The organism is Poseidonocella pacifica (assembly GCF_900111875.1).
Lineage (GTDB): Bacteria > Pseudomonadota > Alphaproteobacteria > Rhodobacterales > Rhodobacteraceae > Poseidonocella > Poseidonocella pacifica.
Genome location: NZ_FOJU01000006.1, coordinates 27,912 through 42,611, shown reverse-complemented (window position 1 = coordinate 42,611; position 14,700 = coordinate 27,912). Strand labels below are relative to the sequence as shown.

The 14,700-nt window shown below is 59.4% G+C and carries 17 protein-coding genes; 13 read left to right on the top strand and 4 right to left on the bottom strand.

Features of this window, described 5'->3' with window-relative positions:
• The first annotated feature begins 39 nt into the window (after window positions 1-39).
• The 4 genes from BM234_RS15880 to BM234_RS15865 all read left to right on the top strand — a co-directional run bounded on the left by BM234_RS15880 (window position 40) and on the right by BM234_RS15865 (window position 2,924).
• Window positions 40-774 (top strand): precorrin-6A/cobalt-precorrin-6A reductase, encoded by a 735-nt coding sequence (locus tag BM234_RS15880; protein ID WP_175501297.1) that lies wholly within the window; start codon window positions 40-42, stop codon window positions 772-774.
• The gene (locus tag BM234_RS15875; protein WP_245752704.1) at window positions 759-1,406 is read left to right on the top strand and encodes a DNA-3-methyladenine glycosylase family protein; all 648 of its coding nucleotides are present in this window, start codon (window positions 759-761) and stop codon (window positions 1,404-1,406) included. The genes BM234_RS15880 and BM234_RS15875 overlap by 16 nt, the downstream gene beginning before the upstream one ends.
• On the top strand, window positions 1,403-2,068 hold the full coding sequence (locus BM234_RS15870) for an alpha/beta hydrolase (RefSeq protein ID WP_092066776.1): 666 nt from the start codon (window positions 1,403-1,405) through the stop codon (window positions 2,066-2,068). The genes BM234_RS15875 and BM234_RS15870 overlap by 4 nt, the downstream gene beginning before the upstream one ends.
• A 268-nt stretch (window positions 2,069-2,336) precedes the next feature.
• Window positions 2,337-2,924: an HNH endonuclease gene (locus BM234_RS15865; protein WP_092066775.1), complete on the top strand. Its 588-nt coding sequence runs from the start codon at window positions 2,337-2,339 to the stop codon at window positions 2,922-2,924.
• On the opposite strand, the gene BM234_RS15860 is transcribed toward BM234_RS15865, so the two are convergent.
• The 3 genes from BM234_RS15860 to BM234_RS15850 all read right to left on the bottom strand — a co-directional run bounded on the left by BM234_RS15860 (window position 2,925) and on the right by BM234_RS15850 (window position 6,038).
• Window positions 2,925-3,545 (bottom strand): YitT family protein, encoded by a 621-nt coding sequence (locus BM234_RS15860; protein WP_092066774.1) that lies wholly within the window; start codon window positions 3,543-3,545, stop codon window positions 2,925-2,927.
• Window positions 3,546-3,616: 71 nt separating this feature from the next.
• The gene (locus BM234_RS15855; RefSeq protein ID WP_092066773.1) at window positions 3,617-4,702 is read right to left on the bottom strand and encodes a Hint domain-containing protein; all 1,086 of its coding nucleotides are present in this window, start codon (window positions 4,700-4,702) and stop codon (window positions 3,617-3,619) included.
• 118 nt (window positions 4,703-4,820) lie between these two features.
• The gene (locus BM234_RS15850; RefSeq protein WP_092066772.1) at window positions 4,821-6,038 is read right to left on the bottom strand and encodes an NADP-dependent isocitrate dehydrogenase; all 1,218 of its coding nucleotides are present in this window, start codon (window positions 6,036-6,038) and stop codon (window positions 4,821-4,823) included.
• Window positions 6,039-6,285: 247 nt separating this feature from the next.
• On the opposite strand from BM234_RS15850, the gene BM234_RS15845 reads away from it, so the two are divergent.
• Window positions 6,286-7,188: a collagen-binding domain-containing protein gene (locus BM234_RS15845; RefSeq protein ID WP_092066771.1), complete on the top strand. Its 903-nt coding sequence runs from the start codon at window positions 6,286-6,288 to the stop codon at window positions 7,186-7,188.
• 94 nt (window positions 7,189-7,282) lie between these two features.
• Here BM234_RS15845 and BM234_RS15840 read toward each other — a convergent pair whose 3' ends face one another.
• Complete coding sequence (locus BM234_RS15840; RefSeq protein ID WP_092066770.1) at window positions 7,283-7,936, bottom strand: alpha/beta hydrolase; 654 nt, start codon at window positions 7,934-7,936, stop codon at window positions 7,283-7,285.
• A 152-nt stretch (window positions 7,937-8,088) separates the two neighbouring features.
• On the opposite strand from BM234_RS15840, the gene iscR reads away from it, so the two are divergent.
• From iscR to BM234_RS15800, 8 genes are read left to right on the top strand one after another with little or no spacing between them, the layout of a single operon-like run.
• The gene (gene iscR, locus BM234_RS15835; protein WP_092066769.1) at window positions 8,089-8,547 is read left to right on the top strand and encodes a Fe-S cluster assembly transcriptional regulator IscR; all 459 of its coding nucleotides are present in this window, start codon (window positions 8,089-8,091) and stop codon (window positions 8,545-8,547) included.
• A gap of 28 nt (window positions 8,548-8,575) precedes the next feature.
• Window positions 8,576-9,619: a cysteine desulfurase family protein gene (locus tag BM234_RS15830; protein ID WP_092066768.1), complete on the top strand. Its 1,044-nt coding sequence runs from the start codon at window positions 8,576-8,578 to the stop codon at window positions 9,617-9,619.
• Between the two features lie 18 nt (window positions 9,620-9,637).
• Window positions 9,638-11,161 (top strand): Fe-S cluster assembly protein SufB, encoded by a 1,524-nt coding sequence (gene sufB, locus BM234_RS15825; RefSeq protein WP_092066767.1) that lies wholly within the window; start codon window positions 9,638-9,640, stop codon window positions 11,159-11,161.
• 60 nt (window positions 11,162-11,221) lie between these two features.
• Window positions 11,222-11,536 carry a heavy metal-binding domain-containing protein gene (locus BM234_RS15820; RefSeq protein WP_092066766.1) on the top strand — a complete coding sequence of 105 codons (315 nt, stop codon included), beginning with the start codon at window positions 11,222-11,224 and terminating at the stop codon, window positions 11,534-11,536.
• Between the two features lie 3 nt (window positions 11,537-11,539).
• Window positions 11,540-12,130, top strand: coding sequence for a hypothetical protein (locus BM234_RS15815; RefSeq protein ID WP_092066765.1), 591 nt, complete (start codon window positions 11,540-11,542; stop codon window positions 12,128-12,130).
• Between the two features lie 25 nt (window positions 12,131-12,155).
• The gene (gene sufC / locus BM234_RS15810; protein ID WP_092066764.1) at window positions 12,156-12,911 is read left to right on the top strand and encodes a Fe-S cluster assembly ATPase SufC; all 756 of its coding nucleotides are present in this window, start codon (window positions 12,156-12,158) and stop codon (window positions 12,909-12,911) included.
• Window positions 12,911-14,197 (top strand): SufB/SufD family protein, encoded by a 1,287-nt coding sequence (locus BM234_RS15805; protein WP_092066763.1) that lies wholly within the window; start codon window positions 12,911-12,913, stop codon window positions 14,195-14,197. The genes sufC and BM234_RS15805 overlap by 1 nt, the downstream gene beginning before the upstream one ends.
• Window positions 14,197-14,700, top strand: a complete 504-nt coding sequence (locus tag BM234_RS15800) for a YIP1 family protein (protein ID WP_092066762.1) — start codon at window positions 14,197-14,199, stop codon at window positions 14,698-14,700. Before BM234_RS15805 ends, BM234_RS15800 begins: the two co-directional genes overlap by 1 nt.

Here is a 14,700-nt window from a genome sequence, read left to right as displayed (position 1 = left end):
GGCTTGGGTTCGCCAATGCGTTTCTCTAGGGTGCATCAAATGGAGAGATATGACGTCCTGATACTGGCCGGAAGCGGAGAGGCTCGGTCCGTTGCTGCCGGGCTGGCAGAGGCGGGCGTAGCGGCCCTGATGGCACAGCGACGGCCGCCCAGAACGGGCGAAACCTACCCCCTCCCATTGCATGTCGGCGCGTTTGACTCGGCTTCGGATTTCGTCAGGTTCCTTGAGGAGCACAGCATTCGGCGGGTGCTCGATGCGTCGCATCCTTTCGCCGGAAAGTTCTCACACCGCGCTGCGGAACTCAGTGTGGAGGCAGGTTGCGCCTACTTGCGATTGACGCGGGCGCCTTGGGTGGCGGCGCCGCAGGATCGCTGGATAGATGTGGCAACGGAGTCCCAAGCGGCGGAGCATATTTCGCCCGGTGCAAGGGTCTTTGTCGCGACTGGTCGGGGTACGGAGGCGCAGTTTGCCAACCTCGAAGGGCGAGAGGTCCTTTTTCGGGTTCTGGGTCAGCATGGTGGAAAGACAGGCGCGGCGCGGCACATACGTTATGTCCCGGCAAAGGGGCCGTTCACCGTGGCAAGCGAAGAATCGTTTTTGCGCCGCGCTGAAATCGACTGGTTGGTTTGCCGCAACGCTGGCGGCGAGGGGGCGTTCCCCAAGCTAGCAGCAGCGAGGGAGCTTGGGCTTCCGGTCGTCATGGTGCGTCGGCCAACTCTGCCTGAACCGAAGGTGCAAACGGTCGCGGAGGCACTTGAGTGGGCGATGAGTTGACGCAGGTAGGACGCATTATTTCCAGCGACGCCTGCGTTGAGGAAGGGGCGTTATGGCTTTCAAGGGCGGAGCCTCGCTTTGCGGTTGCTCTGGAACAGACCGGCGCTTTGCCGCTTCGGCTGCGCGCCGATGGGTTCGACCAACTCCTGAGCGCAATCGTCAGTCAGCAAGTCAGCGTGGCTGCGGCGTCGGCGATCTGGTCGCGTCTTGAAGCCGCGGGGCTCTCGACGCCCGAGGGCGTGCATGGCGCCACCGAGGAAGAGTTGCGCGCCGCGGGCCTGTCCCGCCAGAAGATCAAATACGCCAAGGCGCTTGCGGAGGCGGGGCTCGACTATGAGGCCTTGCGCGCCTGTCCCACCGCGGAGGTGGTCGCACAATTGACCGCGATCAAGGGGATCGGTGTCTGGACGGCGGAAATCTACGCGATGTTCTCGCTGGGCCGGGCGGATGTCTTTGCGCCCGGGGATCTGGCCTTGCAGGAATCGGCGCGATTGCTTTTCGATCTTTCCGAACGGCCCAAGGAGCGCGCTTTGCGCGAGATGGCGGCGGACTGGTCGCCGTGGCGGTCGGTTGCCGCGAGGATCCTGTGGGCCTACTACCACGTGGCCAAGGACAGGGAAGGGATCAGATGACAAGAGCGTTGGAAGCACAACGGGTTGAGCCGAAATCAGGAACCATGCGTTCCGCCGTCGTTTTTCTGCATGGATACGGCGCTAACGGTGCTGATTTGATCGGGCTGGCGGAGCCGTTGGCGGATCACCTGCCCGATACCATGTTCATCGCCCCCGACGCGCCCGAAGAAGTGCCGGGCCATCCTATGGGCCGTCAGTGGTTTCCAATCCCGTGGATCGACGGGTCAAGTGAGGAGGAGGCCGAACGAGGACTGATTGCCGCGTCAGCGGACCTCGATGCCTTTCTGGACGGGTTGATGGTGGATGAGGACCTGTTGCCGGAGCAGGTTGTACTCTTTGGTTTCAGTCAGGGCACGATGATGAGCCTCCATGTCGCGCCGCGCCGCGAAGATGCGGTGGCGGGGATCGTCGCATTCTCTGGTCGACTGTTGAAGCCGGAGCTGTTGGTCGACGAGGTGGTAAGTCGCCCGCCTGTCCTCCTTGTGCATGGTGATCAGGACGACGTCGTCCCGCCCCAATCACTGCCAGACGCGGCAGAAGCCTTGCAGCAAGCCGGATGGAAAGAGGTTTTCGCCCATGTGATGAAGGGCACTGCGCATGGAATTGCCCCAGATGGGCTTTCCGTGGCGTTGGCCTTCATGCGTGACAAATGCGGTCTGTAAATTTCGCGTAATCTGAGTGCAGAGGGGCTGAAATCCGCTTTTGGCCCGCTCTTCCCAAGATGCCTTATCACTTCGCGGGCGTGGTCAAAGCGCGCTCCGCCTCAGCGTTTGCCCTTTTATTCCGCTGTTACATTGCCTCGCTATATCGTCGCTGACGAAGCACTATATGCGGGACTTGCCAGAGCGAGGAGCCGATATATAGTGACATCGAAAGGGCTTCACGCCCGTCCGGGCGGGCTGCTCCATATATGCGGCGGAGGACAGAATCGTGAACCACGGCGAGTTCAGGACGGAATTTGTACGAGAGCCTTCGGGCCTGCGGCATTATCCGGCGCTTGTCCTTAATGCCGACTATCGTCCCCTGTCATACTATCCATTGTCGCTTTGGCCATGGCAGGAAGCGATCAAGGCCGTTTGGTTGGATCGCGTCGATATTGTCGCTCAGTATGACCATGTGGTGCGAAGCCCCAGTACCCACATTCGAATACCGTCGGTTGTCGTCCTAAAAGATTATGTGAAACCCCAGAAGCGCGTAGCCTTTACGCGCTTCAATCTTTTTCTGAGGGACGAGTTCCGCTGTCAGTATTGCGGATCAAAGGGAGAGTTGACCTTTGACCACGTGGTTCCCCGGGCCGCTGGAGGAACGACGAATTGGGAAAACGTGGTCGCGGCCTGTGCGCCCTGTAACCTGCGCAAAGGATCCAAATCCCTCCGGCGGGCGGGGATGAGCCTGCGAAAACCACCGCGCCGACCTGCGCCGGAAGAACTTCAGAACACCGGTCGCAAATTTCCGCCCAACCATCTGCATGATAGCTGGATCGACTTCCTCTACTGGGATGCCGAGCTGCAGCCTTGATCAGGAACGCGCGACGTAGCGATCCCGTCGGTGGTTGATCGTTATAATCAGGTTCAGGATGACCGACCCGAGCAGCGACCACAGGACGATGTCGATCGGAAACAGCAGCAGAGCGAGCAGGTAAACGCAAAGATCAAAGATCAGCTGCGTGTTTCCCGCCTTGTAGCCTGACCGATCCTGTAGCCAGAGCGCCACGATCCCCACGCCTCCGAGGGTTGCGCCGTGCCTGAAGAGGGACAGAACGCCGATCCCTGAGCAAATCCCGAAAAGAATGGCCGCCGCTGCCGGGTGTTTCACGTCGATGGTTATCACGAGCGGCATGGTTTCTGCCAATGCCGACATGAGCGTGACCGCCAGAAAGCTTTTGAACGTGAAGCGCGGGCCGAGCTGGGTATAGGCGAGGGCATAGAACGGCAGGTTGAGCAGAAAGAACACCACCCCGAATGGCCAGTTGCCTCCATAACTAAGCACCAGTGCGAGCCCTGCAATCTGACCTGTCAAAAGGTCTGCGGAGCGGAGAAACTGGATAGACAGCGCCACGAGGGCGGCACCGATCACGATGCCATGGACATCTTCCCACAGCGTATGACGATCGGATGGGGCATGGGTCAGCAACTGCATGCGCCGAGGGAGCCCGGACCCGGCAGGAAGGTCAATATGAAACCGTGCGCTGGCGGCGGTGTGAACGCGAATTAGGCATCAACTGCGTAGCGCATGAGACGATCCCGGGTTTGTCGCCGGGTAAGAAGCGGCCGGACGGCGTGGGTGTGATCCGCACCCGTGGGGGGGAGTTCGTGCCACTGTGCGCGAACAGCCGACCTCTGAGACGGAGGCAGCATTCTCATGGCGGTCGGGCCGGGAAAGAAGCTCTCGCTGGCGAGGCCTTCCGCGCGGATGATCTCATGCCTGGGCAGAAGCAAATGCACATAGGTGACGGATGCGCGTCCCCGCACACGGCTCACCCCCGGCAGGTCAAGAAACCCTAACGCAGGACCGAGCTCATCGGGTTCTCCCGGTCTGCCGGTCAACAATATCCGATGTTGCGGAGAAAGAAGAAGCGCGCGCGCGGGCAGGCCGGGACCGAAAGCATCCACGTCTATGCGGATTGGGCGCCGTTTGTCGTCAGATGAGGAGAAGGTGATCTTCTGGTGGCCCGTCCATAACAGCGGCTGCGCGCCGCGATCCAACGTGTCTATCATATCGCCCGGTCGCAAGTCTTGGGCCTCCACCCCGCCGTTTGGCGTTGCGATCATTGCCTTCGCCTCGAAACAGATCACGTCGTCGTATGAGGTCTCATTCGTGGAGCCGGTACTGCTGTTTGCCAGATCGCTGTCACTGCTGGAGGTGGGCGAGAACCGGGCACCGGAATGCGGCGTGGGAAGACCTGCCGCCGGGATGAGCCCTACGTTGTCGTTCCCCAACCGTAGAACATAGACGTTGACCATGTTGCCGTTGATGTTTTGGTGCAGGCCAAACTCATTCTGCACGACTGTGCCTGCGGGATAGAGCTTGCCGTTCACGACGACGTCTTCGAGCAGGAACTGGTCGCCTGCTGTGTCGCCCGTTCCGTCCTGAAAAAAGGCGTCGTCGTCGGAAATGATCATCTGGGTCGGAGGATTGCCGTCATAGGTATAGTTTACGCCGACCCAACTGGATCGCCCGGCGTCGTAGTTGGCCGCACCAGGGTCATTGGCGTCGGTGTCGTTGACAAGTTCGGAGGTGGTCATCGCTCCGTCGTGGCTAACTACGCTCCAATCGTAGACGGCGATTGTTGGCATCTGGCTCCCCCGGCATTTTTCAAAAGCGGTAAAGAGCAGCCGTTAAGATCGCGCGAACTGGAAACGAAAAACCCGGCCACAGGGGCCGGGTTTGCGATCATTCGAGATACTGGAGAGCTTAGGCCGCGCCGAGGGCCTTGTTCAGGTTTTCGTCAACCTTCTCAAGGAAGCCCATGGTGGTGAGCCACTTCTGATCTGGGCCGACGAGCAAGGCGAGGTCCTTGGTCATGAAGCCGCTTTCGACCGTGTCCACCACGACGCGTTCCAGCGTCTCGGCGAAATGGCCAAGCTCCGCATTGTCGTCGAGCTTGGCACGGTGCTTGAGGCCGCCGGTCCAGGCAAAGATCGACGCGATGGAGTTGGTCGAGGTCTCTTCGCCGCGCTGATGCTGGCGATAGTGACGCGTGACCGTTCCGTGGGCCGCTTCGGCTTCGACGGTCTTGCCATCGGGCGTCATCAACTGCGAGGTCATCAGGCCAAGAGAGCCGAAGCCTTGCGCAATGGTATCGGACTGGACGTCGCCGTCGTAGTTCTTGCATGCCCAGACGAAGCCGCCGTTCCACTTCATCGCGCAGGCGACCATGTCGTCGATCAGGCGGTGCTCATACGTGATACCGGCTTCCTTGAATTTGTCCGCGAATTCTTCGTCGAACACCTTCTGGAACAGTTCCATGAAGCGGCCATCGTATTGCTTCAGGATCGTATTCTTGGTCGAAAGATAGACCGGCCAGCCGAGGTCGAGGCCGTAGTTCAGCGATGCCCGTGCAAAATCGATGATCGAATCGTCGAGGTTGTACATGGACATGAACACGCCGGAGGAAGGTGCCTTGAACACTTCCTCTTCCATCACCGTGCCGTCTTCGCCGACGAACTTCATCGAGAGGGTGCCGGGCCCGGGGAATTTCATGTCGGTCGCGCGGTACTGATCCCCGAAAGCGTGACGGCCCACGACGATGGGCTTGGTCCAGCCGGGAACGAGGCGAGGCACGTTGTTGCAGATGATCGGCTTGCGGAACACGACGCCGCCGAGGATGTTACGGATCGTCCCGTTGGGGGAGCGCCACATCTTCTTGAGGCCGAATTCCTCGACACGGCCCTCATCCGGGGTGATCGTCGCACATTTGACAGCGACGCCCACTTCCTTGGTTTTCTCAGCCGCGTCGATGGTGATCTGATCATCCGTGCGATCACGCTCTTCGATCCCGAGATCATAGTAGAGCAGGTCAATGTCGAGGTAGGGAAGGATGAGCTTCTTCTTGATAAAGTCCCAGATGATACGGGTCATTTCATCCCCGTCCATCTCGACGATGGGGTTCGCTACCTTGATCTTGGACATTGGCCAGTCTCCATGAGTGAATCGATTACATGCCTCTTAACGCATGCCGAGACGCAGTGAAAGATGGCATACAGTTGTATACTTTACCTTGTTACACCAAGGTCGTGACAGCCCACCTCAAAGGTTAGTCTGCTGTATACTCAAGCCTATATTACGTAGGGTAAATCAATTGATATTTCTGATTCTGGTTTAGCTGAAAATTGTCAACACATGCCTGCTGAAATCGGACATTAGAAGGTAACTACATATGAAGAAGATTATTTTAGCCGCAATCACGGCGGTGTTTCCGGCGGTCACACAAGCGGCCTCGCTTTCCGCCGTGGAGTTGCTCCGTGAATTCTCGCTCATTACTACGGGCGACGTCACGGTAAACTCGCTCCATGTACATGGTCGGGCGTTGATCGGAGGGGGGATGACGGGGAACCTTGCGGAAATCAATCACGCCAACATAGACTCCATCGTGCCTTCGCTCTTTGATGAGTTGATCCTTGTAAATGCGACGGCATCGAGCGTCCGGGTTCTCAATAGCGGTTCGGCGAGCTTTACCGGCGTTCCTACCTTCATGGATGCGGCCACCAGTTCGTCGCCGGCGGTACCGCCACTGGCATTTGGCACGGTGATGTCTACGTTCTCCGACACCCTTGGAGTTGTGGTGGCGACCGGAGCAGCTGATAAGACGACTTTCTCGAACCGGATCATTCTCGATACTGCAGCGATCGGCGGAGTGTCTGTTTACGACCTCGTCGAGGCAGACTTCACGCACCGCGACGTCGAACTCAAGCTCAACGGCGCGGACAGTATCGTTGTAAATGTCCGTGCGACGGCGACCGACAAGGAGTTCGCGCTTCAGTCGAACTTTCTGGGGGACAAGTCCATTTCGCAAAACGTGATCTGGAACTTCCTTGGCTTCGATAGTCTGCGTCTGGAGAGATCAATCTACGGACAGGTCCTCGCCAAGGGGTCTGATGTGTTCTTTTCCTCGGACATCGAAGGTTCGCTCTTCGCCGACACAGTCACCGCGCAGGCGCAAATCCATGTCCAACCGCTTGATTTTTCGGAAACCACACCAGTCCCTCTGCCCGCGGGCTTGCCCCTTCTCGGTGCAGGCATTGTCGCGTTCGGTGCGCTTCGGTTGCGCCGCAAAGGCTGAGGTTCAGCGAAGACACAAATGTAAAAAAGGGGCCTCATTCGGGCCCCTTTTTCCATTGAAGTTGAACCGGCAAGCAACGGTCTTGCGCTGAAGCCTACCGGGTCGATTCCGTCAGGCGGCGCTTCACATAATCGCTGACCGTATTGATCATGGGATCCATATGCGGGTCCTCGAAGAAGTGGCCTGCGCCTTCGACTTCTTCGTGAGTGATCGTAATGCCCTTCTGTTCATGCAGCTTCGACACAAGCGCGGTCGTGTCGGCGGGCGGCGCAACGCGGTCGGCAGCGCCGTTGATGATCAGCCCGGAAGAGGGGCAGGGCGCAAGGAACGAGAAGTCGTACATGTTGGCGGGCGGCGATACGGATACGAAACCGGTAATCTCCGGCCTGCGCATCAGCAGCTGCATTCCGATCCACGCGCCGAAAGAGAATCCCGCAACCCAGCAATGCTTGGAGTTGTTGTTCATCGACTGCAAGTAATCGAGCGCCGAAGCCGCGTCCGACAGCTCTCCAATGCCCTGATCGTACTCGCCCTGACTGCGCCCGACCCCGCGGAAATTGAACCGCAGGACCGTGAAGCCCATGTTGTAGAAAGCGTAGTGCAGGTTGTAGACAACCTTGTTGTTCATCGTCCCGCCAAACTGCGGATGGGGATGAAGGATTATGGCAATCGGCGCATCATTGTCCCGCTGGGGATGGTAGCGGCCCTCGAGCCGACCATCGGGACCGGGGAAGATAACCTCGGGCATAAAGCGGTGTCTCCTCAGCGGCGTCCCGTGAATTCTTGACGAATTCGCTGGGACACCTTAGAACTGTTCTAATTGCGGGGCGTTGCACCCCGCAGCCCGACGGGGTTTAGGGACTCTGAGGGGCGAGGTCAACGAGTCGCGGGGATGCGGGAATGAAACTGTCGACCAAAGGACGCTACGCTATGGTGGCGCTGGCCGATCTGGCGCTGCAGTCAGATGGGGCATTGGTGACGCTTGGAGATGTGTCCCAGCGTCAGGATATCTCATTGCCCTATCTGGAGCAGCTCTTCGTCAAGCTCCGGCGCGCCGAACTGGTGATGTCGGTGCGCGGGCCGGGCGGTGGGTACCGCTTGGCGCGCCCGGCGACGGAGATAAAGGTGGTGGATGTGCTCGCGGCTGTGGATGAGACTGTTTCGGCCATGCACACCGGGGCAGGTGCTTCGGGCGGCGTGTCGGGAAGCCGCGCACAGAGCCTGACCAACCGCCTTTGGGAAGGGCTTTCTGCACATGTCTATGTCTTCCTGCACCAGACGCGTCTGTCGGATGTGATCGGAAATGATCTCGCCCCCTGTCCTGCGGTGCCCAACCTGTTTGCGGTTGTGGACGAATGAGCACATTCGGCGGAGTGGAACGTAGCTGATGAAGCGGGTCTATCTCGACTACAATGCCACAGCGCCGCTGCGGCCGGAGGCCCGGAGCGCGATGGTCGTCGCCATGGATGCCGTCGGCAATCCGTCTTCTGTTCATGCAGAGGGGCGGGCGGCCAAGGCCATCGTCGAACGTGCGCGGGGTCAGGTTGCCGCAGCTCTTGGGGCGGAAGGCGCGGATATCGTCTTTACCTCCGGTGCGACGGAAGCGGCAGCGTTGGCATGTTGCGGGCAGCAGCTTTCGGGCGCGGATATCGAACATGACGCGGTGGCCGCTTGGATCACCCCCGACCTCGCCGTCGATCGGGGCGGTATGGTGAAGGTGGAAGACCCCGGACGCAGTGTGCTGCAACTCGCCAATTCCGAGACGGGAGTTGTGCAAGAGTTTCCCGAGGGCATCGCGGTATGTGACATGACCCAGGGCTTCGGGAAGTTGCCGTTCGCGTTTAACTGGACGGGTGCGAAAATGGGGCTCGTCTCTGCGCACAAGCTTGGCGGGCCCAAGGGGATCGGTGCGATCGTGTTTCCCAGAGGCACCGATGTCACGGCGCAGATCCGCGGCGGCGGGCAGGAAATGGGGCGTCGTTCCGGTACGGAAAACGTCATCGGAATCGCGGGGTTCGGGGCGGCGGCGGAAGCGGCCGCAACGGATCTGAACAACGGGGTTTGGGACCGTGTGGCGGGACTTCGCGACCTGATGGAGGCGACCATTGAGTTGGCGGCAAAGGATATTACGTTTGTCGGGAAGCATTCTCGGCGGCTGCCCAACACGAGTTGCATGATCGCACCGGGCTGGAAGGGTGAGACGCAAGTGATGCAGATGGACCTCGCGGGGTTCGCCATTTCCGCCGGCAGCGCCTGTTCAAGCGGCAAGGTCAAGGCCAGCAGGGTGCTGCGGTGCATGGGATACGATGAGGCCGAGGCTGCCAGTGCGATCCGCGTATCGCTGGGCCCGGATACCACGGAAGAGGATGTGCTGCGTTTCGCAGAAACGTGGCTGATGAAATACGAACGGCATTGCGCCCGCGCGGCGTGAGCGAGAAGGAGACAGGACATGGCAGCTTTGGATGATGTCAACGTCAAGGAAGGCGTCGATCAGGAAACCGTCGAGGCCGTTCGCGGGCTGAGCGGGACCTACAAGTACGGTTGGAATACTGACGTAGAGATGGAGTATGCGCCGAAGGGGCTGACCCCCGATATCGTGCGCCTCATTTCCGAAAAGAACGAAGAGCCGGAGTGGATGACCGAATGGCGTCTGGCGGCCTATGAACGCTGGCTCCAGAAGAAAGAGCCTGACTGGGCGATGATCGATTACCCTGAGATCGATTTTCAAAACCAGTATTACTATGCGCGGCCCAAAAGCTTTGACCAGAAGCCAAAATCGCTTGATGAGGTGGATCCGAAGCTTCTCGAAACCTATGAGAAGCTTGGCATTCCGCTCAAGGAGCAGATGATCCTCGCTGGTGTCGAAGGCGCGGAAGATGCGCCCGCCGAAGGACGGAAAGTCGCGGTGGATGCGGTGTTCGATTCCGTGTCCGTTGGCACGACCTTCCAGAAGGAACTGGCGAAGGCCGGGGTGATATTCTGTTCGATTTCCGAAGCGATCCGAGAGCACCCCGAGTTGGTGAAGAAGTACCTCGGCTCCGTGGTTCCGGTGAACGACAACTTCTATGCGACGCTCAACAGCGCTGTCTTCTCGGACGGATCCTTCGTTTATGTACCGCCGGGCGTGCGCTGTCCCATGGAGTTGTCGACCTATTTCCGCATCAACGCCGAAAATACCGGACAGTTTGAGCGGACGCTGATCATAGCGGACAAGGGTTCCTATGTATCCTACCTTGAGGGCTGCACGGCCCCGCAGCGGGATGTGGCGCAGCTTCACGCGGCGGTTGTCGAAATCATCCTCGAGGAAGACGCGGAGGTAAAGTACTCCACAGTCCAGAACTGGTACCCCGGTGATGAGAACGGCAAGGGCGGGATCTATAACTTTGTGACGAAACGCGCGGATTGCCGTGGGGATCGGTCCAAAGTCATGTGGACGCAAGTGGAGACGGGTTCGGCTGTGACGTGGAAATATCCGTCCTGCATTCTGCGCGGCAAGGAGAGCCAGGGCGAGTTCTACTCAATCGCGATCACGAACAATCATCAGCAGGCCGACACCGGCACCAAGATGATCCATCTGGGCAAGGACACGAAAAGCCGTATCGTTTCCAAAGGGATTTCCGCCGGCAAGGCGCAGAATACCTATCGCGGTCTCGTCTCTATGCACCCCAAGGCGACCAATTCGCGGAACTATACGCAGTGTGACAGTCTGCTCATAGGCAGCGACTGCGGCGCGCATACGGTCCCCTACATCGAGGTGAAAAACAATTCCTCTCGTTGCGAGCACGAGGCCACCACCTCCAAGGTTGACGATGATCAACTCTTTTATTGCCGCCAGCGCGGGATGGATGAAGAGGAGGCCGTGGCACTTGTCGTGAACGGGTTCTGCAAGGAAGTGCTGCAAGCGCTGCCGATGGAATTCGCGATGGAAGCACAGCAGCTTGTGGCGATCTCGCTGGAAGGCTCGGTGGGCTGATAAGGTTTGCCCGCAATGGGGTCGATGGCCCGATAGAAGCGAAACTTGGGAAGGCGAGTTATGATTGTGACGACAACTCCCTCGGTTGAGGGGTATCAGGTGGCCGAATACCTGGGCATCGTTGTGGGCGAGGCCATCATGGGCACGAACGTTTTCCGCGATTTCTTCTCGCAGATTACTGACGTGGTCGGCGGGCGATCCGGTGCCTACGAATCCAAACTTCAGGATGCGCGCGACACGGCATTGCGCGAACTTGAGGAGCGCGCGGCGGTGCTAGGGGCGAGTGCCGTGATCGGCGTGGATCTCGATTACGAGGTCGTCGGGGATTCAATGCTGATGGTCAGTGCGTCGGGCACGGCGGTGAAGCTGGGCTAGGATATGGCGGCGGTGATCGACAAACCGGAGCTTATGCTTCCTGCCGAAGAGGCAGATTGGCTGCGCCAAGCCTATGGGCGTGCCGGCTCGATCCTTGAGTATGGATCGGGCGGCAGCACGGCTATGGCGGCGTCCATGTCCGGCAAGGTCATACACACGGTTGAAAGCGATCCTGAATGGGCCAAGTCGATGCGGGCTTGGATCACAACTCACCCCGGTTTGTCGCCTGTGATCGTTCACCATGTGCCTCTGGGGCCGACGACGGAATGGGGAATGCCGGAGGGGCCGAAGGGATGGCGTAACTTTTCCAGATATCCCCTTGGTATCTGGGATGAAAAAGGTGTCGACCCCGATGTGGTTCTGGTCGATGGGCGGTTTCGGGTCGGATGTGTTCTTGCGACCCTGTTCCGATCTCCGAAGCCCGTCACCCTGTATTTCGACGACTATACGACACGCGAAAAATACCGGGCGGTGGAGGAATTCATCCGCCCAACCGAGATCCGGGGCCGCATGGCCCGTTTCGAGATAGAGCCCCGCGGGATTGAGGCCGAAAACCTCCTGCGGATCATGGAACTGATACAGCGTCCGATTTGAAGGCGCAGAGACGAAGGGAAGAAACATGCTGGAAATCAAGAACCTGCACGTGAAACTTGAAGAAGAAGACAAGCAGATCCTGAAAGGCGTCGATCTGACCGTTGAGGCGGGCAAGGTTCATGCCATCATGGGCCCCAACGGATCGGGCAAATCGACACTGTCCTACGTTCTGTCTGGCAAGGACGGCTATGAGGTCACCGAAGGTACCGCCACCCTCGACGGCGAGGATATCCTTGAAATGGAGCCTGAAGAGCGCGCCGCTGCGGGCCTGTTCCTGGCTTTCCAATACCCGGTAGAAATCCCCGGCGTCGGTAACATGACTTTCCTGCGCACCGCAGTGAATGCACAGCGCAAAGCGCGCGGCGAGGACGAGATCAGCGCGAGCGACTTCCTGAAGCTCGTTCGTGAGCGTGCAGCCTCACTGGAGATCGACGCGGACATGCTCAAACGCCCGGTCAACGTCGGCTTCTCCGGCGGGGAAAAGAAGCGGAACGAGATCCTCCAGATGGCGATGCTCGAGCCAAAGATGTGCATCCTTGATGAGACGGACTCGGGCCTTGATGTTGACGCGATGAAACTGGTGGCGCATGGCGTGAATGCGCTGCGCGATCAGGGGCGCGGCTTCCTTGTCATCACACACTATCAGCGCCTGCTTGATCACATTAAACCCGATGTGGTCCACATCATGTCCAACGGGCGCATCATCAAGACAGGCGGTCCCGAGTTGGCCCTTGAAGTCGAAAAGAATGGCTATGCCGATATGAAAGCGGAGGTGGCGTAATGGCTCTGCCGCAGGTCAAACAGACCGCCACGGAGGCGCGGCTCGCGGCGATGACCCGTCCCGATGGCGCGAAGTGGATCACGGAAATTCGGGAGGCCGCGCTCGCTCGGGTAAGCGACATGGGCCTTCCGGGCGCGCGTGACGAGTATTGGAAATACACCCGCCCTGAGACGCTGGTTCAACCCGAGGCACCTCAAGCAGCGACGTTCGACGATGATGACGAACAACTCTTTCATGAGTTCGACCGGCTGAAGGTCGTCTTCGTGGATGGGGTGTTTTCCGCTGAGGATAGCGATGATCTCACGCTTGAAGGGATCGAGATTTCCCGTCTGGCCGATGTTGCCACGCAGGACATACATTGGGCAAAGGACCTTTACGGGACGCTGGAGACAAATGGTCAGACGCCAGTGCAACGCCCCCTTGCGGCGCTGAATACGGCCTATGCTGCGGACGGTATCGTGATCCGCGTGACCGGCGCGCCGTCGAAGCCCGTCAATTTGATTTACGAGCATCGTGCGACTGGATCGGATGTACTGCTTCACCACGTCATAAAGGTGGAAGAGGGCGCGGAGTTCACTCTGCTGGAGAACGGCCCGGCTGCCGCGCGTCTGAACAAGGTGCTGGAGGTGGACATCGCTGATACCGGCAAGTTCCACCACATCCGGGCGCAGGGCAGGGATCACGAACGCCGGGCGGCGACGCATATCTTTGCGCGTCTGGGGCGGGAATCTGCGTTCAAGTCGTTTACAATGACGGCGAATGGCGCACTTACCCGCAACGAATGTGTGATCGAGTTGACTGGCGATGACGCTATTGCTCACGTGGCGGGTGCTTGTGTCGGAGATGGCGATTTCGTGCATGACGATACCGTCTTTATCACGCACGATGCGGAGAATTGCGAAAGCCGTCAGGTCTTCAAGAAAGTGCTTCGCAATGGCGCGGTGGGGGTTTTCCAGGGGAAAATCCTTGTGAAGGCCGGAGCCCAGAAGACGGATGGCTACCAGATTTCTCAATCTCTCTTGCTCGACGGAGACAGCCAGTTTCTCGCCAAGCCGGAGCTTGAGATCTACGCCGACGACGTGGCGTGCTCGCACGGGTCCACATCTGGGGCCATTGATGAGACGGCGCTGTTTTACCTTCGCTCGCGCGGTCTTCCCCATGGGATCGCCACGGATCTTCTGACGCTCGCCTTTCTGGCCGAGGCCGTCCAAGAGATTGAGGACCAGGACCTGCAAGCAGAGATCAACACTCGCATCGAGCGCTGGCTCGAACGCCGGCGCGGCTGATGCCTGTGGCGAGCGATATTGTGGCGACCTACCGCGGGCCCGGGCGTGTCATGCGCCGGCTACTCGCAGGGCCGCCACGAGAGGACCGGGCGCTCGCCTACCTCATGGGGGGCTGCGTGCTTACCTTTGTCGCGCAGTGGCCCCGACTTGCGCGCGACGCGCATCTAGAAGGGACGGATATCAATCCGACCTTGGGCGGGGCGCTGTTGGCTTGGGTCTTCATCGCACCGCTCGCGTTTTATGCGCTGGCTAGCGTTAGCCATCTGGTCGCGCGTCTGTTTGGCGGCCGGGGGAGCTTTTACGGAACGCGCATAGCTCTTTTCTGGTCCTGGCTTGCGGCAGCGCCAATCTTGCTGCTGCATGGGCTGACGGCGGGGTTCGTCGGCGCAGGTCCCGCGCTCCAAACAGTGGGGCTTGTCTGGCTTGGGGTTTTCCTGTGGTTCTGGCTCTCGGGTTTGCGGATTGCGGAAACGCGCGCTGATCTCGTTGCAGAAAGCATCTGA